18 protein-coding genes are annotated in these 19,686 nt (G+C 62.1%); 9 read left to right on the top strand and 9 right to left on the bottom strand.

Going from position 1 to position 19,686, the window contains the following annotated elements; genetic code table 11:
- Positions 1-8: 8 nt before the first annotated feature.
- Positions 9-647 (bottom strand): 2-dehydro-3-deoxy-phosphogluconate aldolase, encoded by a 639-nt coding sequence (locus NN662_RS02250; protein ID WP_261928694.1) that lies wholly within the window; start codon positions 645-647, stop codon positions 9-11.
- 162 nt (positions 648-809) lie between these two features.
- Here NN662_RS02250 and NN662_RS02245 point away from each other — a divergent pair, with 162 nt between their 5' ends.
- The 3 genes from NN662_RS02245 to NN662_RS02235 all read left to right on the top strand — a co-directional run bounded on the left by NN662_RS02245 (position 810) and on the right by NN662_RS02235 (position 3,229).
- Positions 810-1,304, top strand: coding sequence for a CYTH domain-containing protein (locus tag NN662_RS02245; RefSeq protein ID WP_261928693.1), 495 nt, complete (start codon positions 810-812; stop codon positions 1,302-1,304).
- On the top strand, positions 1,282-2,223 hold the full coding sequence (locus NN662_RS02240) for a CHAD domain-containing protein (protein ID WP_261928692.1): 942 nt from the start codon (positions 1,282-1,284) through the stop codon (positions 2,221-2,223). The genes NN662_RS02245 and NN662_RS02240 overlap by 23 nt, the downstream gene beginning before the upstream one ends.
- Before the next feature lie 88 nt (positions 2,224-2,311).
- Positions 2,312-3,229, top strand: a complete 918-nt coding sequence (locus NN662_RS02235; RefSeq protein ID WP_261928691.1) for a rhodanese-related sulfurtransferase — start codon at positions 2,312-2,314, stop codon at positions 3,227-3,229.
- A gap of 24 nt (positions 3,230-3,253) precedes the next feature.
- Here NN662_RS02235 and NN662_RS02230 read toward each other — a convergent pair whose 3' ends face one another.
- The 3 genes from NN662_RS02230 to NN662_RS02220 form a co-directional block, all read right to left on the bottom strand.
- Positions 3,254-5,437, bottom strand: a complete 2,184-nt coding sequence (locus NN662_RS02230) for an EAL domain-containing protein (RefSeq protein WP_410010958.1) — start codon at positions 5,435-5,437, stop codon at positions 3,254-3,256.
- A 104-nt stretch (positions 5,438-5,541) separates the two neighbouring features.
- Positions 5,542-6,084, bottom strand: a complete 543-nt coding sequence (locus tag NN662_RS02225) for an NADPH-dependent FMN reductase (protein WP_261928689.1) — start codon at positions 6,082-6,084, stop codon at positions 5,542-5,544.
- Between the two features lie 53 nt (positions 6,085-6,137).
- On the bottom strand, positions 6,138-7,517 hold the full coding sequence (locus tag NN662_RS02220; protein ID WP_261928688.1) for a GH1 family beta-glucosidase: 1,380 nt from the start codon (positions 7,515-7,517) through the stop codon (positions 6,138-6,140).
- 350 nt (positions 7,518-7,867) lie between these two features.
- Here NN662_RS02220 and NN662_RS02215 point away from each other — a divergent pair, with 350 nt between their 5' ends.
- Positions 7,868-8,506, top strand: a complete 639-nt coding sequence (locus tag NN662_RS02215; RefSeq protein WP_261928687.1) for a CatB-related O-acetyltransferase — start codon at positions 7,868-7,870, stop codon at positions 8,504-8,506.
- A 50-nt stretch (positions 8,507-8,556) separates the two neighbouring features.
- Here the strand turns inward: NN662_RS02215 and xylA are convergent, their stop codons facing one another.
- From xylA to NN662_RS02190, 5 genes are all read right to left on the bottom strand, one after another.
- Complete coding sequence (gene xylA / locus NN662_RS02210) at positions 8,557-9,867, bottom strand: xylose isomerase (protein WP_261928686.1); 1,311 nt, start codon at positions 9,865-9,867, stop codon at positions 8,557-8,559.
- A gap of 44 nt (positions 9,868-9,911) precedes the next feature.
- Positions 9,912-11,363: a xylulokinase gene (xylB, locus tag NN662_RS02205; protein WP_261928685.1), complete on the bottom strand. Its 1,452-nt coding sequence runs from the start codon at positions 11,361-11,363 to the stop codon at positions 9,912-9,914.
- 26 nt (positions 11,364-11,389) lie between these two features.
- A complete protein-coding gene (locus tag NN662_RS02200; RefSeq protein WP_261928684.1) occupies positions 11,390-12,415 on the bottom strand; it encodes a LacI family DNA-binding transcriptional regulator in 1,026 nt (341 codons plus the stop codon).
- 128 nt (positions 12,416-12,543) lie between these two features.
- Complete coding sequence (locus tag NN662_RS02195; protein ID WP_261928683.1) at positions 12,544-14,124, bottom strand: DHA2 family efflux MFS transporter permease subunit; 1,581 nt, start codon at positions 14,122-14,124, stop codon at positions 12,544-12,546.
- 16 nt (positions 14,125-14,140) lie between these two features.
- On the bottom strand, positions 14,141-15,373 hold the full coding sequence (locus NN662_RS02190) for an HlyD family secretion protein (RefSeq protein WP_261928682.1): 1,233 nt from the start codon (positions 15,371-15,373) through the stop codon (positions 14,141-14,143).
- Between the two features lie 169 nt (positions 15,374-15,542).
- Between NN662_RS02190 and NN662_RS02185 the strand changes: the two genes are divergently transcribed.
- The 5 genes from NN662_RS02185 to gltX all read left to right on the top strand — a co-directional run bounded on the left by NN662_RS02185 (position 15,543) and on the right by gltX (position 19,686).
- A complete protein-coding gene (locus tag NN662_RS02185) occupies positions 15,543-16,196 on the top strand; it encodes a TetR/AcrR family transcriptional regulator (RefSeq protein ID WP_261928681.1) in 654 nt (217 codons plus the stop codon).
- 96 nt (positions 16,197-16,292) lie between these two features.
- Positions 16,293-17,030, top strand: a complete 738-nt coding sequence (locus NN662_RS02180) for a TerC family protein (protein WP_261928680.1) — start codon at positions 16,293-16,295, stop codon at positions 17,028-17,030.
- Between the two features lie 149 nt (positions 17,031-17,179).
- Positions 17,180-17,575 (top strand): DUF1236 domain-containing protein, encoded by a 396-nt coding sequence (locus NN662_RS02175; RefSeq protein WP_261928679.1) that lies wholly within the window; start codon positions 17,180-17,182, stop codon positions 17,573-17,575.
- A gap of 65 nt (positions 17,576-17,640) precedes the next feature.
- Complete coding sequence (locus NN662_RS02170; protein ID WP_261928678.1) at positions 17,641-17,991, top strand: hypothetical protein; 351 nt, start codon at positions 17,641-17,643, stop codon at positions 17,989-17,991.
- Between the two features lie 222 nt (positions 17,992-18,213).
- Complete coding sequence (gene gltX / locus NN662_RS02165) at positions 18,214-19,686, top strand: glutamate--tRNA ligase (protein WP_261928677.1); 1,473 nt, start codon at positions 18,214-18,216, stop codon at positions 19,684-19,686.

Below are 19,686 nucleotides of genomic sequence, written 5' to 3'. Positions count from 1 at the left end.
GCGTGTGGTCAGCCTGCGAGAGCGGCTGCTTCCGCGGCCAGCTTCGTGATGCCGTCCCAGTCGCCGGCGGCAACCAGCTCCTTCGGAGCGACCCAGGAACCACCGACGCAGATGACGTTCGGCAGCGACAGATAGTCCTTGGCGTTCTTCAGTGAGATACCGCCGGTCGGGCAGAACATGGTGCCGGCAAGCGGCGAGGAGAGCGACTTCAGATAGGCCGCGCCGCCGGCCTGTTCGGCCGGGAAGAACTTGAGGATTTCGTAGCCTTCCTCGCGAAGCGCCATCACTTCGCTGGCGGTCGCGGCACCCGGCAGCAACGGCACATTGGACTTGCGGGCGGCATCGAGCAGCTCCTGCGTCGTACCCGGGCTGACGATGAACTCGGCGCCCGCGTCGACGGCCGCCTTGTAGTGGTCGGCGTTGAGGATCGTGCCTGCGCCGGCAACAGCGCCCTCGACCCGGTCGGCCACGAGGCGGACGGCTTCCAGCGCTGCCGGCGTCCGCATGGTGATCTCGATTGCCTTCAGCCCGCCGGCGACCAGCGCGCGTGCCAGCGGCACGGCCGATTCCGCATCCTCGACGATGAGGACCGGGACCACGGGTTGAAGTTTCAGGACTGATTTCAGCTTTTCCGTTTTCTCACCCATGATCAGGAATCCTTATGCTTTAAACCGATTGAATTTGCATCTGATACAGGCGTGCGCGCGCCCTGTCGAGATAATTGCTGGCGCCAGCGGAACAGATGCTTCCTTAGCGACCAAGCTTGGTCTAGGGTAACCGCATTGTGCAGCGCAAGGCAAACCGGAGCGATGGCAAAGGAAATCGAGCGCAAGTTTCTCGTTCTCAATGACGACTGGCGGAAAACGGCCGAGAAGGGCAAGAGTTTTCGCCAAGGCTACATCGCTACGACCGATGGCCGATCACTGAGGGTGCGGTTGATCGATGGCAAGAAGGCGCGGCTGACCATCAAGATCGGCGCGGGGACGATAACCCGTGACGAATTCGAATATGACATTCCCTACAAGGACGGCCGCCAGCTGATGGCAAGTGCCATCGGCAACGTCTTGGAAAAGACGCGCTACGAGGTGCGGCACAAGGGCTTCACATGGGAGATCGATGTGTTCTCGGGCGCTCACGAAGGCCTCGTCGTCGCCGAAGTCGAGCTCGACAGCGAGAAGCAGATCCCCTCTTTTCCATCCTGGCTCGGGCGCGAGGTGACAGGCGACCACCGCTATTCCAATCAATCGCTGGCTTTGGGCGGAAGTCTCGAGGAATTGCCCGATGAGCTATCAGCTGAGGCCTGAAAAGTCCTTCACCGCAGACGTCACCGCCGTTGCTCGTGAGCAGATTGCCAAGGCGATAGCGCTGCTGTCCGGACCACCCGAAAGCATCGACACCGGCATCCATCAGGCGCGGCGCTGCTTCAAGCGCATCCGCTCCCTCTATCGCCTCGTCGGCTCTGATGCGCGCAAATTTCAGAAGCGGGAGAATGCGCGCTTCAGGGAGATCGCCGCCAGCCTGGCACCCTATCGCGATTCGGCCGCCATCATCGGCGCCTGCACGGCCCTGCACCAGGCCGCCTTGTCGGGCGAGGAAGCCGCTGCGCTCGACCGGATCCGCCAGGCATTGATCGAACAGCATGACGGCCGGAAGGAGACCGGCGGCGAGCTGTCGGAACGCATAGCGGCCGCGAAGGCAGCCTGTGGCGAGGCCCTCGAAGCCGTCGGCGATCTGGCGTTCGACGACGGGCGCAAGAAGACCGCCCGCCGCCTTGCCGCCGGCTGGGAGAAAACGCTGACCGGCATCGCCGAGGCGCTGGAAGCCTGCCGCAACAGCTCGGACCCATCGCACTATCATGCGCTGCGCAAACGGGTGCAGGATTACTGGCGCCAGAGCGCACTGCTTGGCGGCCTCTGGCCGTCTGCCATGTCGATGAAGCGGACCGAGGCCAAGCGGCTCGCCGACACGCTCGGCGAAGCCAACGATCTCGCCGTCCTCTCGGCGCTTGCCGACAGCGGCAAGCTGCCGGCAGAAGGCGACGACCTGATCCACCTCAAGGTCGCGGTCAACCGCAATCTGTTCGCCATGCAGCGCGATTGCGTGACGCTCGCGACATCGCTGTTTCCCGAACCGCCGGCCGTCGAGAGCCGCGTCATCGGTCTCTTGTGGTACGCTGCAACGGCGCGAGGGCAGGACGTTCCGTTCTGGCCCGACGAGGGCTGACGGCGGCGCTCGACAGAATTGGCGATTGCAACGCAGGCCCGCAGGCAGTATTTGCCGCGCAAAGACCAACGAAGGCAAACTGACCACCATGACCGGCCACGACACGTTCCTTGTAGCTGCGCTCTATCATTTCGCTCCGTTCGAGCGCTTCGAGACGCTGCGCGAACCGCTTCTCGATGTCTGTCAGAAAAATGGCGTGAAGGGTACGCTTCTTCTCGCCCGCGAAGGCATCAACGGCACCATTGCCGGGCCGAAGACCGGAATTGCCAATGTGCTCGCCTTCATCCGTTCGCAGCCGGAATTCGCCAATCTCGAGCACAAGGAAAGCCATGCCTCGAAGATGCCGTTCCTGCGCATGAAGGTGCGGCTGAAAAAGGAAATCGTCACGATGGGGGTCGAGGACATCGACCCCCTGAAGATCGTCGGCACCTATGTCGCGCCCAAGGACTGGAACGACCTGATTTCCGATCCCGACACGATCGTCATCGATACGCGCAACGATTACGAGACCGCGATCGGCGTCTTCAAGGGCGCCGTCGATCCGCAGACCAAGACCTTCCGTGAGTTTCCCGACTGGGTGAAGAATAATCCCGGCCTGCACAACAAGCCGAAGATCGCCATGTATTGCACCGGCGGCATCCGCTGCGAGAAGGCGACCGCCTTCATGAAGGAGCAGGGTTTCGACGAGGTCTACCACCTCAAGGGCGGCATCCTGAAATATCTCGAGGAAGTCCCCCCGGAAGAAAGCCTGTGGGAAGGCGCCTGCTTCGTGTTTGACGATCGCGTATCGGTGACCCACGGTCTGGAAATCGGCGAGCACGCGCTCTGCCATGCCTGCCGCCATCCGCTGACCCCGGAAGACCTGCAGTCACAGCAGTACGAGGCCGGTGTCTCCTGCCCGCACTGTTTTGAAGAGCGCACCGAAGAGGATCGCCTGCGTTACCGCCAGCGCCAGCGCCAGATCGAACTCGCTAAGAAGCGCGGCGAACGCCATCTCGGGTCGTAAATGCGGTGACATTGACCTTGAGGGTCAGGCCTCGGCGGAAAGCTCCATGGGCTTGCCGCTCGAAGCATCCAGCGCCTCCTCGATTTCGGCTGCCGATACCGGCCGGCCGAAATAATAGCCCTGGAATTCGTCGCAGCCGAACAGCCGCAGCATGACGGCTTGGTCTTCGCGCTCGATCCCTTCCGCCGTCACCGGGATTTCCAGCGATCTGGCGAGCGCCACGGTCGCCTGCAACATCTCCTTGGCCCGATGGCCGTCGTCGAGCGCGGTGATCAGCGTCCGGTCGATCTTGAGCCGGTCGAAGCCGAACTGACGCAGATAGCCGATCGAGGAGAAGCCGGCGCCAAAATCGTCGAGCACGATCTTGACGCCCAGCGCCTTCAGGCGGGCGATGGTCTCGCGGGCACGAGCCGTATTGTGGACCAGATAGCCCTCGGTCATTTCCAGCGAGACGAGACGGGCGTCCATGCCGGATTCCGTGAGCATGCCCGCGACCGTATGGACGAAGCCCGGATCGCGGAACTGCGCCGGCGAAATATTGATGGAAATTCTCTTCTCCGGCCATTTGGCCGCCTGCGTGAAAGCCTGCCGCATGATCTGGCGGCCGAGCGCATGGATGAGACCGCTCGTTTCCGCGACGCTGATGAAGACATCCGGACGGACCGGGCCATGCCCCTTGCGGTTCCAGCGTGCCAGCGCCTCGAAGCCGACAACCTCGCTGTCGCGCGCTCTCACCAGCGGCTGGTAGGCGACGGTCAGTTCGTCCGCCTCGATCGCCTTCTGCAGGTCGCGTTCCAGCTCCTTCTGCAGCTGGCGCTCTTCTTCCATCGTCGCGTCATAGGCGATGGTCCGCCCCTTGCCGGCTTCCTTGGCTCGGTACATGGCAAGATCGGCAAACCGCACCAGTTCGTCGCGCGCGGTGACGCCAGCCCTCGATATGGCGTAGCCGATGCTGCACCCCACGACGGCGACATGATCGTCGATGAGCAGCGGCTCGGCGAAGAACCGCTGGATGATATCGCCGAGATCTGACGCCGTCTGCGCCGCATCGTCGGCGCAGAGCGCGATTGCGAATTCATCGCCGCCGATGCGCCCGATCACGGCGTCGGCGGGTGACAGCTGGCGCAGGCCGACGGCCACCCCGCGGATGAGCTTGTCGCCCGTTCCATGACCATAGCTGTCGTTGACGCCCTTGAACCCATCGAGATCGAGATACATCAGCAGCACGTCCGACTTCGTCACCGAAGCCTCTTCGATAAGATCGTCAAGCTTTCCGAATAGCCCGCTGCGGTTCCACAATCCACTCAGGCGGTCCTGTAGAGACATCAGCCATGCCCGTCGCTCGGCGCTCCTCAACTTGCGGATCGCTATCCAGCCAACCGAGAACAGAAGGGCGAAAAACACGCCGACGATGCTCATCGCTGCGAGCACGCGGGGCCAGATCTGGCTGTAGCTCGCATCTCCGGGCCGGCGCGATGTCCACACCAGCTTGCCGAGAACCTCACCGTCCGCATTGGAAATCGCCACGAAATTGGCGGCAGCGGCGTCCGTATCGGCAAGTGCCATGCCCTGCACGACATAGGTTTCGGAGAGGTTGGTGATCTTCTCCGCCGTCAGATGCCGGGCGAATATCAGATATTTGTAATCGGCCGGAGGCACGTCGATGGAACCATCCTTCATCCGCACCAGGGCGACGCCGATCGCGGCGATGCCGGCCTTGGTCCTGACAAAGCCGGACGCTTCCGGAGCCTCGCCGGGCGCAGGATTCTCAGCCCGCTCGATCAAGGTCTGCAGGGAAGGATCGAAAAAGGATGCGACAGGCATGCTGACCGGCACGCCGTCCTTGTACGACAAGACAGCATCGCCGCTTCGGTCGATCACCATGGTGATGTCGAACAGATCGCTGTCCTTCGACATTTCCCCGTAATTCGAGATGACCCAGAACATGTTTGGGCGGCTGTATATGTTGATGGCCGCGTCATCCCAGGCGGCATAATCGTTAAGCGTCAGCCCCAGCTGCTGACGAAATGTATCGAGCGCGCCACGCGTGGTTTCCCGCGAACGGGCATCGTCCAGCGCATTGGCATGTGTCGCCATGTCGTTGAAGGACGTCACGACCAAAAGCACGACGACCGCCGCCATCACCGCGAAAGAGGTGAGGGTCCCGACAACGAGACCGCGGGCGTTCACGCGCAAGGCAGTTCTGATCAATGACTTCAATGGCCGCATCCTGATATGTCAAAGGACAGATTAGCGGCAACTGCAGAATGATTGGTTAATTTGAAGAGGCTAAGGCTTTGTTATAGCTTCGACTAATCGCTGCGACCGACACTCGCCCTGCAGACATCGACAAGCACGCCCAGTTTGTCCTTCATCAGCCCCGAACAATCGGCGATGATCGCATCGCGCGCCGCCTCGGCCTTGCCCAGCAATGGGACCTGCAGAAAGGCGTTCTCGACGATGGCCAGCGACATCGTCCGCAACACTTCGCTGAGCGCGGCGAGCACATGCTGACCGCGGTGCGAGGCATGCGCCAGCATCACCGGCTTGAACGGGACCTCGTCGCCACTGACAAGCCAGTCGAGCGCATTCTTGAGGCCCCCCGGAATTCCGTGGGCATATTCCGGGCAGGCGATAATGAGCCCGTCGGCGTCCCGCACCTTTTCCGCCAGCATGCGGACGGCTGCGGGTGTGAGGTCGTCCTCGAGGTCGGGATTGAAGATCGGCAGATCACCGATCAGCTCGCAGAGTTCGATCTCCACATCGGCGGGTGTGAGCGCCGCCAGCGCCTTCAAGAGCGCAGTGTTGGAGGAGGCGGCCCTGAGACTGCCGGAAATTGCCAGGATCCTGATCATGACAGTGAAAAGTCATGAGTCGGCAAGTCCTGGCAACCCCGAACGCGGCCTGATCAGGCCGCCATGTCGTCCGCCTTCGACGGCGCCGTTGCAAGCGCCTTGAACCATTCACCGCTCTTCTTCACGGTGCGGACCTGCGTCTCGTAATCGACATGGACGATGCCGAAGCGCATGCGGTAGCCTTCCGCCCACTCGAAATTGTCCATCAGCGACCATGCAAAATAGCCGCGGATCGGATAGCCGCCCTTGATCAGTTCCGCCGTCGCCTTGAGATGCGCGGCGAGATAGTCGATGCGCGGCTGGTCGTCGATGACGCCGTCGTCATTGGGGCCCATGTTGTAGCACGCGCCGTTTTCCGTGATGTACATCTCCGGCAGGTCGTAGCGGCGGTAAAGTTCTTCGATGCCGTGCTTCAATGCCGGAGCATAGACTTCCCAGCCGATGTCGGTGACCGTCTGGCTGACGAAGGGAGCCGACTTGATTGCCGGGAATTCCGCGCCTTCGCTTCTATCGTCGGCAACGCGCATCGGCGTGTAGTAATTCATGCCCCACCAGTCGAGCTTCTGGCTGATGATCTCCATGTCGCCGTCTTCGATCTCCGGCATGCGATCGCCGAGCGCCGTCATGAAGGCTTCCGGATACGAGCCCTTGAAGACCGGTTCGAAGAAGACGCCGTTGTGGAACTGGAAGGCCCGCTCTTCCGCCGCCTTGTCCGCCTCGCTGTCGGAGCCGGCCATGGTCACCATCGGATTGAAGACGAGACCTGCCGGCATATTCGGCGCCTCGGCGCGGATGGCCTCGACGCCAAGCCCATGCGCCAGCATGGTGTAATGCAGAGCATGAAGAGCGGCGTCCATGTTCTTCTCGCCCGGCGCATGAACGCCCATCAGGTGGCTGAGCCAGACGGAACACCAGGGTTCGTTGAAGGTTGCCACAGCGTCGAGACGATCGCCGAGGCGGGCCATCACGGTGCGGGCATAGCGCTGGAAGGCGTAAGCGGTCGACCGCGCCGTCCAGCCGCCGTCACCCATCAGGGCCAAAGGCAGGTCCCAGTGGTAGAGCGTCGCAAACGTCTTGATGCCGCGTGCCTTGCAGCCGTCGACGAGACGGTCGTAGAAATCGAGCCCTTCCTCGTTCACGCGGCCCGTCCCTTCCGGAACGATGCGCGGCCAGGCGATGGAGAAGCGGTAGGCCTCGACGCCGAGGCTCTGGATCAGGTCGAGATCCTCTTCGAGGCGGTTATAATGGTCGCAGGCAACGTCGCCGTCATGGCGACCAAAGACGCGGCCCGGCATCTTGGAGAAGGCGTCCCAGATGGACGGCTTGCGGCCATCGGCCTTTGCCGCGCCTTCGATCTGGAATGCAGCGGTGGCAACGCCGAACGTGAAATCACCGGGAAACGCCCGGCGAAGGTCCTGTGGGGTGATGGTCATGATGCGGTTCCTTCGATGTGGCGCCCGTTGGGAGGCCGGGCGCACATAAATGATGATGCTCTAAAACACTCCTGCGGCGCCTGTATAGCCTTCAAACATGCGCTCTTCGTCGCAGAAGCCTCAACATCTCGCGCCTGGCAGATTCCGGACTGCCACCGTAAACAGCGGTATCAGTCCATGCTCTGGTCAATACTCCGTATTTCACGTAATCTCGCCGCCATCAACGGGAGTACAGGAACATGAACAAGTAAGACCCGCCTTCGCTTGAGGGCATCGATACCATCCGCTGGAACCGCGACGAAATTTTGGCGCGGATTCTTTGCCAAACGGCTATTGAAAGGTCTTTCATCATGCCTCTTCTCGACAAATCTCTCCGCTATCCGATCACGACGCCGGACGGCACCAACCTCAAGACCAGCGTCTATCTGAAGAATGCCATCGATCACCCGCGCATCGAGGCCGGTGACTATGCCTATGCGTCCTTCTTCGAGGCCCCGGAAAACGTCGCGGAAGCGATCGCGCCCTATCTCTTCGCCTTCAGCCGCGAAAGGCTGGTGATCGGAAAGTTCGTCCAGATCGCCAACGGTGTGAAGTTCATCACCTCGTCCGCTAATCACCCGATGGGCGGGCTGACGACCTATCCCTTCCGCATCTTTGACCCGTCGACCATGGCCGCCTATCTCGACCTGCCGTTCAGCGATACGGTCATCGGCCATGACGTCTGGATCGGCTATGGCGCTATCGTCATGCCCGGGGTGACCATAGGTTCCGGCGCGATCGTCGCCTCGGGTTCGGTCGTCACGCGCGACGTCGCGCCCTACACCATCGTCGGCGGCAATCCGGCCGCGGTCATCCGCCAGCGTTTCGACGACGAAACCATTGCGGACCTTTTGAAAATCGCCTGGTGGGACTGGCCGATCGACAAGATCGAAGACAACCTGCCTGCGCTCGAAGCTGGAGACATCACAGCACTGAAGAAGGCTGCCTGATACGGAAAGAGCCGGCGGGCAACCGCCGGCTCCCTGTTCTTTCAACCGTCTCAGACGTAGCGGTTGACGATGTTTTCCAGATGCTCCTGGCGTCCGGACTTCGGCTGCGGATTGATGTTTTCCGCCTCGACCATCGCCGTGATCTCTTCCAGCGACATGCCGCCCGACAGCATCTTCTTGGCGCGTTCGCTTTCCCAGCCGGCATAGCGTTCGGCGAGCGGCTTCGAGAGTGCGCCGTCCTCGACCATCTTCGCTGCTGCCTTCAGGCCGCGCGCGCAGGCGTCCATGCCGCCGATGTGACCGTAGAGCAGGTCTTCCGGGTCGATCGACTGACGGCGCAGCTTGGCGTCGAAATTGGTGCCGCCGGTGGTGAAGCCGCCGGCCTGCAGGACCTGGTAATAGGCAAGCGCCATTTCCGGCACGTTGTTGGGGAACTGGTCGGTATCCCAGCCGGACTGGTAATCGTTGCGGTTCATGTCGATCGAACCGAAGATGCCGAGTGCATTGGCAAGCGCAAGCTCGTGCTCGAACGTGTGGCCGGCGAGGATCGCATGGCCCTGTTCGATATTCATCTTCACTTCGTTCTCGAGGCCGTGCTTCTTCAGGAAGCCGTAGACGGTCGCGACGTCGTAGTCGTACTGGTGCTTGGTCGGCTCCTGCGGCTTCGGCTCGACGAGGATCGTGCCCTTGAAGCCGATCTTGTGCTTGTACTCGACGACCATGTGCAGCATGCGCGCCATCTGGTCGAGCTCGCGCTTCAGGTCCGTGTTGAGCAAGGTCTCGTAGCCTTCACGTCCGCCCCACAGAACGTAGTTCTCGCCACCGAGCTTCATCGTCGCGTCCATGCAGGTCTTGATGGTCGCGGCCGAGTAGGCAAAGACGTCCGGATCCGGGTTGGTCGATGCGCCCGACATGAAGCGGCGGTTGGAGAACAAGTTCGCCGTACCCCAGAGAAGCTTGACGCCGGTCGCCGCCTGCTTTTCGGCAAAATAGTCGACGATCTCGTTGAGGTTCTTCGTGTTCTCGGCAAAGGTCGCGCCTTCCGGACGCACATCGGCATCGTGGAAGCAGTAGTAGGGCGCGCCGAGCAGGTCGAAGAGTTCGAAGGCGACGTCGGCCTTCAACTTCGCCTTCGCCATGCCATCGCCATACCAGGGACGGTCGAATGTGCGTCCGCCGAACGGGTCGCCGCCTTCCCAGGCCAGCGTATGCCAATAGGCGACGGCGAAGCGCAGATGATCTTCCATGCGCTTGCCGAGCACGAGCTCGTCGGGATTGTAATGCCGGAAGGCGAGCGGATTGGTGCTCTCCGGCCCTTCATACTTGACCTTGGCGATATCGCCGAAAAATCCGGTGCTCATGATGTTTCCTCCGTAAATGGGCTCGTGTTGTGATGGATTTTGGTTCAGGACAACGCCCGGATCGCCGGGTAGAGCGACCGGTAGCGCTGGTAGGCTTCCTCGTATGCGCCGGCGAGGGCGCCCTCCGGTTCAATGGTCGCAGCCGTTGCGGGCGCGGTGCAGACCGCCACCGGATCGGCGCCGGTCGCCGCGATCAGGCCGAGCCGGGCCGCACCGAAGGCTGCGCCGAAATCGCCGTCGGCGGGAATACCGACCGGCACGCCGAGCGACGTCGCAATCGACTTCAGCCAGTAGTGCGACCGCGAGCCGCCGCCGATCGCCGTGACGCGCGAAATTTGCGTGCCGGCCGATTTCAGCGCCTCGAGATTGTCGCGTATGGCGAAGGTCACGCCTTCGAGCACGGCCTGCGTCAGCGTCGCTCGACCGGATTCGTGGCCGAGGCCGGAGAACACGCCGCGGATGACCGCATCATTGTGCGGCGTGCGTTCGCCGGAGAGATACGGCAGGAAGGTAACGCCGGTCGGTGCCTTCAGGTCTTCGCCGAGTTCCGACGTCAGTTCGGCTGCAGACCGTCCCGCAATGCCGGAATACCAGTTGAGCGCATCGGTCGCCGACAGGATCACGCCCATCTGGTGCCAGGTGTTCGGCAGCGCATGGCAGAAGGCATGCACCGCACTTTCGGGCTTCGGCAGATAGGAGGCATTGGCTGCAAACAGGACGCCCGACGTGCCGAGCGAAACGAAGGCCGCGCCTTCGCTGACCGTTCCCATGCCGCAGGCAGATGCCGCATTGTCGCCGGCCCCGCCGGCAACCACGATCGAACCCGTCATGCCCCATTCCGCCGCCAGTTCGCCGCGCAGCGTGCCGCCGACCTCCGTCCCTTCGACGAGTTTCGGCATCTGCCGTTCGTCGAGGTCGGTCGCGGCGAGCAGCTCCTTCGACCATTCGCGCTTGCCGGTGTCGAGCCAGGATGTTCCGGCCGAATCCGACATTTCGGAGATCCGCTCGCCGGTCAGCCACAGCCGCAGATAATCCTTCGGCAGCAGGACACAGTCGACCTTGGCGAAGATCTCCGGCTCATTGTCCTTGATCCAGGCAAGCTTCGGCGCGGTGAAGCCCGGGAAGACGATGTTGCCGGTGATGCGCCGGAACATCGGATCGGCGTCCAGCCTGGCGGCCTGCTTGTAGGAGCGCGTGTCGTTCCACAGGATGCAGGGATAGAGAACTTCGCCATCCTTGCCGATCAGCGTCGCGCCATGCATCTGGCCGGAAAGGCCGATCCCCTTCACGGCGGCGAGCTCGGCCGCGTGCGTTTTCTTCAGGCCGGCTACGGCGTCCTTCGTGGCGCGGATCCATTCCGCCGGATCCTGTTCGGACCAGCCGGGATTGCGGCGGACGACATCCAGCGAACCGGTCGCCGATCCGACCACCTTCTGCGATGCGTCGATCAACATCGCCTTCACGCCGGATGTTCCAAGATCGAGTCCCAGATACATGCTTTCCTCCCTTGTCTCCCGCCGTCTCACGGCAGGTTGTCTTTCAAGAATATGTCGATGCCGATCTTTTCCTGCGCATCGATGACCGGCTGGCCGTCGGCCTTGGCCTTCAGGATCCGCACCGCGCTGCGCACCTCGTGGCCGGGATCCTGGGCGATGATGACGTCGATCGTGCCGTCTTCCAACGCGGCGCGCGAAGCCGGCGTCAGCTCGTGGGCGACAACCTTCACCTTGCCGGCCAGGCCCCGTTCCTTCAGCGCCCGGACGAGGCCGCGATTGCCCGCGCCGAGACTGTAGATCGCGGCGACATCGGGCCGCTCGTCGAGCAACATGCCGATCTGGCGGTAGACGATCGCGCCGTCATCCCTTCCCTCGATGGGCGCCAGAACGCGCAATTCCGGATGGTCGCGCATCACGGCGTCCCGAAAACCCTCGACGCGTTCGCGATGGTCCTTGACCAGCATCGAACCGGCGATGACGGCAACCGGTGCCCCAGGCGTCGAAACGAAGCGGCCGATCAGCCGCGCTGCGCAACGTCCGGCGGCGCTGTTGTCGATGCCGCAATAATGCGCCCGCGCCGATGCGGTCAGATCGGAAACCAGCGTCACGAAGGGAATGCCCTTCTCGCTCAGCCGTTCCACCGCCACAGCCACCTCGGGCGCATCGACCGCGACCGCAGCCAGCCCGTCGACGCCTTCGGCACCGATTTTGTCGAGCGCCTCTGCCAGCGCCTTGGCGTCGAAGGCCGGTACCTTGACAAGCCGCACCTGGGTCCGCTCGTGCGGGCCGCGCGACTGCGCTTCGGCGATCGCTGCTTCCAGAGCTCCCATGAAGGAATTGTCGCCGTCGGGAAGGATGAAGGCCAGCGAATAGATGCGGCTCTTGGCGAGGTTCGCCGCCGCGACGTCACGAACATAGCCGAGAACCCCGATGGCGTTCTCGACCCGCTCGCGCGTCGCACGCTTCACGCCCGGCCGGTTGTTGAGCACCCGGTCGACCGTCGCAAGGCTGACGCCCGCTGTCGCGGCAATGTCGTGAACGGTCGGACGCACGGGAACTCCTCTCCTTGGAAGGGAGGACTATCGCTTTTTTTGATGTACGTAAATCAGAATTTTGAAAGCCTCATTGACCGCAAGATCAAGGCTTTGAAAAATATCGATTAATCCGTATCAGAGCCGGATCAGTGTCCGGCTCCTGCAGGGGCTGCAGCCTTGGGCTTGCGCAGGATCATCGCCAGGAAGATCAGCGCGAAGAAGAGCATGGAAAGGCCGACAAACACATCCATGAAGGACAGCAGCCATGCCTGTTGCTTGACCACGCCGGCAAGCTTTTCGATCGCGATGTTGGCGCCGTCGAGGCCATAGCTGCTGTAATTCGCACCAACGCTGCTCAGCCAGTTCTGCGCCGCCTGGTTGCCGGCATTGATGCGCTCGGACAGATAGGCGTAGTGGACGTCGGTGCGCTCGGTCAGCGTCGTGTTGATCAGCGCCAGGCCGACCGCGCCGCCGAGGTTTCGCGTCAGGTTGAACAGGCCCGACGCGTTGGCAATGCGCTGCGGCGGCAGGGTACCGAGCGCGATGTTGTTGATCGGCACCATGCAGAGCATCATCGACAGACCGCGCAGGATCTGCGGGATGAAGAGCTCCCAGAAATCCCAGTCCGGCGTGATGTAGGTGATCCAGTAGGTCGAGGCGCCGAAACCGGCGAAGCCGATCATCATCATGACGCGCGGATCGAGCTTGCTCGACAGGATGCCGGAGAGCGGCGCACCGAAGAACATCGCCAGGCCGGAAACGAACATCGTCTCGCCGATCATCAGCGAATCGTATCCGCGGATACGGCCGAGATAGAGCGGATAGAGATAGGTCATGCCGTAGATGCCGACGCCCATGATGAACGAGAACAGCGAGCCGACGGCAAAGTTCATGTTGTTGAACGCCTTCAGGTCCACGACGGGGAAGTCGACCTTGAACGCCCGGTAGAAAAACACCGCAGCGCCGACGGCGAGCGCGACCGTTCCCATGACGATGTGCTCGTCCTGAAACCAGCCCTTGGTATTGCCCTCCTCGAGCACGTATTCAAGCGATCCGAGAAAGACCGCCATTGCGGCCAGGCCCACCCAGTCGAACCGCTTCATGAGGCTGTGGTTCGGCTTGTCGAAATCGATCAGCAGCCAGGCGGCGGCGGTAACACCCAACCCGGGAATCACGTTGACCAAGAACAGCCAGTGCCAGGAAAAGGCATGGCTGAGATAGCCGCCGATGGTTGGCCCGACGGTCGGCGCCATCGTTGCGACGAGCCCGATGATCGGCGAGACGATGTTGCGCTTGGAGGGCGGGAAGATGGTGAAGGCGGCTGCGAACACCGACGGGATCATGCCGCCGCCGATGAAGCCCTGGATGGCGCGGTAGACGATCATCTGGTCGATGTTAGTAGCCGTCGCGCAGAGCATGCTGGCGGCGGTGAAGCCTGCCGCCGATATCGTGAACAGGACACGGGTCGAGAGAATGCGCGCAAGCGTACCCGACAGCGGGATCATCACCACTTCGGCAATCAGGTAGGAGGTCTGGACCCAGGCGATCTCGTCGGTGCCGGCGCCGAGGCCGGCCTGAATTTCCGCCAGCGAAGCCGAGACGATCTGGATGTCCAGGATCGACATGAACATGCCGAAGACCATCGCGACGAACGCGATGGCCCGCCGCGGATCAATGACTTCGGAGGGCGCGGACATCGCCGCGGCCGGGTTCGCTGTGGTTGCCATTTTTCGTCACCAGGCCTTACTTGCCGGCGTCCTTGGCGGGGGCCGTGCGGGAATCGACGTCGACGACGACACTGAGTCCTGCGCGCAGATAGCCCTCGTCGAGCGCATCCTGCGGGATGGCAATGCGCACCGGAACGCGCTGGACCACCTTGGTGAAGTTGCCGGTGGCGTTTTCGGCAGGCAGCATCGAGAAGACGGAGCCGGACGCGGGAGCGACAGAGGCTACGGTGCCGACGAGCGGCCGATCTTCGAATGCATCGACCGTGATATTGACCTTCTCACCCGGCTGTAGGCCTTCGATCTGCGTTTCCTTGAAGTTGGCCTCGATGTAGAGGTCCTTCACCGGAACGAGCGATGCAAGACGTGCGCCCGGCGATACGAGATCGCCCTTCTGGACCGCCATGTTGCCGATGATGCCGTCATAGGGCGCGACGAGGACCGTAAAGCCCAGGTCACGCTCGGCCTTGTCCTTGGCGAGGTTCAGGGACGCAAGCGAGCTTGCCGCCTCGTCGCGCTGGGCCTTCAGGACGACGATATTGGCCTGCGCGGCTGCGATATTGGCATCGGCGCCGACCATGTTGGCCTTGGCCTGATCCAGCGTCGTGGAGGCCTGATCCAGGGTTGCCTGCGAGGCGAAGGACTGTGCCTGCAGCTTCGTCGCACGGTCCGCATTCTGCTGGGCGTTTTCAAGAGCCGCCTCAAGGGAGAGCTTCTGCGCCTTGGCCTGCTCCAGCGAAGCTTCCGCACCCTTGATCTGGGCATCGAAGCGCTTGAGCGACAATTCCTGCGTCGCGATCTGCGCGGCCGCCTGCTTGGCGGCAATGGCGTAGTCGCCATCATCGAGCGTGATCAGCGGTTCGCCGGCCTTCACCAACTGGTTCGCCTTGACGTTGACGTCCTTCACATAGCCGGTGACCTTCGGCGAGATGACGGCGATATCGCCCGAAATATAGGCGTCGTCGGTCGAGATCATGAACCGGCCATAGGTCCACCAGTCATAGCCGAACCAGCCACCACCGGCCAGAAGCGCACCGAGGAGGACAGGCAGCACCTTGCCCTTCAGCCCGCCCTTCTTGGGAGCAGCCGCGGGAGCCTCTACCTTCTGAGCCTCTTCGGATCTCATTTCCGGTGCCGGTTCGATCTTGCGGGCCTCTGCGGCCTCAGCGATTTCGGCAACGTCTGCATCTTGCCCGGAGTCGCCCTGCAATTTGACGACACGTGCGGAGCGGGCATCCTTCATGGTGGACATATCTCTAACCAACTTGAAAATGAATGTGGCGGCATCGAACTAAACTGTTCGGTTCGATTTGACATATAGATAAAAAAATCGCATATCAAGACCAAATCGAACTGATTGGTTCGAAAAAGGTTAAAGGGTGCCGAAGAAGATGCACGCCAATAAAGAAGACACGGATATTTTGGCAAAAGACGAACAGCAATCCGGCCATCATCGCCGGGCGGCCGGGGAAGATCCGGTCAAGCGCGAACAGATTCTCGACGGCGCCAAGCGCGTCTTCATGAAGCTCGGTTTCAGCGCCGCAAGCATGAACGACGTGACGCGTGAAGCGGGCGTCTCCAAGGGCACGATCTACGTCTATTTCAAGAACAAGGAAGACCTGTTCGGCTCACTGATCGAGCGCGAGCGCACACGGATTGCCGAATCCATGCGTCTGGCTCTCGCCGAAGAGGTCAACGTCGAGGACGCCCTGGCGGCCTATGGCCGGACGTTTGCCTATCATTTCACCTCCGCGGACATCATCCGCGCAATGCGCAGCGTCATCGGCGTCGTCGACACCATGCCGGAGCTGCCGCAGCGTCTGTTTGCCTGCGCCCCTCAGAACGCCCGCACCGTGCTGATGGATTACTTCGAGCATCAGGTGCGCGACGGCAAGCTGGCGATCGACGATATCGAACTGGCGTCCTGGCAGTTCATGGACCTGACGACCGGCAGCCTGTTCAAGCTGCGCATCTTCGGCGAATTCAGCGAAAAGGACGCACGGGAGCGGATCGACAAGATCGTGGATGGCGCTGTGCGCGTTTTCATGGCGGCTTACGGACCCAATACGCGATAGGTCGGCGATAGCATGCACTGAAGCGACGAGAGCGGCCTTGAAGCGGGTCCGCCCTTTTCCTATCTGGCGCGAAGTCTCCAAACAGGAACAGCACCAATGGACGGTATCGTCGCCCTTCTGCAGGACCCTGCCGCCTGGATTGCCCTCATCACCCTCGTGGTGATGGAAGTCGTTCTTGGTATCGACAACCTGATCTTCATATCGATCCTCACCAACAAACTGCCGGAGGCGCAAAGACGTCCCGCACGGCGTATCGGCATCGGCCTGGCGCTCGTCATGCGGCTTGCCCTCCTCGGCACCGTGGCATGGATCGTGAAGCTGACGACGCCGGTCTTCGAAGCCTTCGGTCACGGATTTTCGTGGAAGGACATGATCCTCGTCGCCGGCGGCCTGTTCCTCGTCTGGAAAGCCACGAAGGAAATCCACCACACGGTCGATCCTGCCGATCACGAGACGGATTTCATCGCCAGCTCCGCCACCTCCGGCCTGTCGGCGGCAATCGTCCAGATCCTGCTGCTCGACCTCGTCTTCTCCGTCGACAGCATCATCACGGCCGTCGGCATGACCCCGCATCTGCCGATCATGATCGCCGCGGTCATCATTGCCGTTGCCGTCATGATGACCGCTGCAACGCCGCTTGCGAATTTCATCGAGCGCAACCCGACCATCGTCATGCTGGCGCTCGCCTTCCTGCTGATGATCGGCATGACCCTGATCGCCGAGGGATTCGGTGTCCATGTACCCAAGGCTTACATCTACGCAGCCATGGCGTTCTCAGCCCTCGTCGAAGTGCTGAACATGTTCGCGCGACGCGCTCGCCAGCGGCAGAAATAGCCTTTCCTTACGCCTTCGGATCCAGACAAACGCCCGCCTCCTCGGCGGGCGTTTTCGTGTCTTGCGACAGTACAGCCGGATATTTTTGAGGAACAAATATCCCGCCGCGGACTTTCTTGGACATGGCATTCACGAGAAAGGAACGAGCCATGAATAAGAAAACAATCGTTATTGCCGCTCTTCTTGCCACTGCCACGGCCACCACGACGTACGCCGCAGATTCCGCGGTCACCGGCGCTGCCGGAGGAGCCGTCACCGGCGCCGTCGTTGGCGGTCCTGTCGGCGCAGCGGTCGGTGGCGTTGTCGGCGCCATTGCCGGCGCAGCCATCGATCCGCCGCCGCAGAGGGTCGTTACCTATGTCGAAACGCAGCCGGCTCCGCCCCAGCCGGTGATCGTCCAGCAGCCTGTCGTCGTCGGCAAGCCGATCCCGCAGACCGTCGTGCTGACGCCGGTGCCGGAAGATCCGACCTATTCCTATGCGTTCGTGAATGACCAGCGCGTCATTGTCGATCCCAACACCTACGTAGTCGTCGGCGTGTATTGACGACTCTGGAAGGCTGCGGAGCCGCCCCTACTCCGCAGCCTTCCAACCCATTGATGGAGAGGAAGATGCACGTGCCCGAACTCGAGACCGCTACCCAGACCGGTCTGATCGCAATTGGCATACTGACCGTCACCTTGAGCGCATGGGCGATCGGTGCGGACAACCCCGCCAAGCCTGACCTGCAGGCCGCCACGTCCGTCGCCGTCGGCATCCCTTCGGTACCAGCACGAAAACTTGCTCCCGCCGTCAAGGTCCTCAGCCTCTCCCCGAGCCCGTTTGAAGGCCAGCCCGCGTCCTTGTCGGAAGCCGAACGGGATGTACGCCGCGTCGGTCCCCGCTTCCTTCAGGATCCCTCCACCGCCATCGACTTTCGCCATCACCGGAACGTGCCGGAGATCGAGCTCGCCGGAGCCTGACACTGGCCGCGACGCGCCCGCCGCAGCGGCGACCCTCGCGTTACCCTTGACGTGCCTGACTGAATATGGCCTAAGGCCTGCCGAACATACATGCGCCCGACGTGCGGCGATTGCGGCACGCCGGCAATGATCACCGGAAAACGGCGCCGCGCTGCGGCCGACAGCAGTCGGCCTCATGTCAGCGGGGCCGATTTTGCATGTCAGCACAGGCACCTTGAAAAGATGACCACGTCCAACGTCCGCGTCCGCATTGCTCCCTCGCCCACCGGCGAACCCCATGTCGGCACCGCCTACATCGCCCTCTTCAACTATCTCTTCGCCAAGAAGCACGGCGGCGACTTCATCCTCCGCATCGAGGACACGGACGCCACGCGCTCGACGCCGGAGTTCGAGCAGAAGGTGCTGGACGCGCTGAAATGGTGCGGGCTGGAATGGAAGGAAGGTCCCGATGTCGGCGGACCCTATGGTCCCTACCGACAGTCCGACCGCAAGCACATCTACGGCGAATATGTGGAGAAGATCGTTTCTGCCGGCCACGGCTTCCGCTGCTTCTGCACGCCCGAGCGCCTGGAAGAAATGCGTGCCGCACAGCGCGCCGCCGGCCAGCAGCCGAAATATGACGGCCGCTGCCTCAACCTGACCGCCGAAGAAGTCACCAGCCGCATGGCCGCCGGAGAGCCGTCCGTCGTGCGCATGAAAATCCCGACCGAAGGCGCTTGCGAATTCCACGACGGCGTCTATGGCGACGTCTCCATTCCGTGGGACTCGGTCGACATGCAGGTGCTGCTGAAGGCCGACGGCATGCCGACCTATCACATGGCAAACGTCGTCGACGACCATCTGATGAAGATCACCCATGTGGCGCGCGGGGAAGAGTGGCTGGCCTCGGTGCCGAAGCACATCCTGCTCTATCGCTACCTCGGCCTCGAACCGCCGGTCTTCATGCATCTGTCGCTGATGCGCAATGCCGACAAGTCGAAGCTGTCGAAGCGCCGCAATCCAACGTCGATCTCCTATTACTCCGCGCTTGGCTACATGCCGGAAGCGCTGATGAACTTCCTCGGCCTGTTCTTCATCCAGATCGCCGAAGGCGACGAGTTGATGACGATGGACCAGCTGGCGGAAAAGTTCGATCCGGAAAGTTTGAACAAGGCCGGTGCCATTTTCGACATCCAGAAGCTCGACTGGCTGAACGGCCGCTGGCTGCGCGAAGGCATCTCGACCGAGGAATTCGTCGGCCGCGTGCTGAACTGGGCGCAGGAGAACGATCGCTTCATGGAGGGCATGAAGCTCGCCCAGTCGCGCATCGAGAAGCTCTCCGATCTGCCCGGCCTTACCGGCTTCCTGCTGAAGGGCGATCTGGGGCTGACCTCCGCCGACTTCGCCAACATCAAGAAGGTCCCGCTCGCCGACGTTCAGGTGATCCTGGAAACCGCGCAGGCCGATCTCGACAAGATCTTCGAATGGAACCAGGAAGCGATCGAGGCCGAGCTTCGCGCCATCGCCGAACGAATGGAGAAGAAGCTGCGCGACGTGCTCGCACCGCTCTTTATCGCCGTCTCGGGCTCGTCGCGCTCGCTGCCGCTGTTTGATTCCATGGCGATCCTCGGCCGCTCGGTGGTACGCCAGCGCCTCAAACAGGCCGCCGTCGCCGTAAAGGCAGGCGTCGAAGCGGACAAGAAGAACAACGGATAA

Source organism: Rhizobium sp. NRK18 (assembly GCF_024385575.1).
In the GTDB taxonomy this organism is placed as follows: domain Bacteria; phylum Pseudomonadota; class Alphaproteobacteria; order Rhizobiales; family Rhizobiaceae; genus JANFMV01.
Note: the sequence above shows the minus strand (reverse complement) of the source record. Positions and strands in the feature narration are given on the sequence as shown.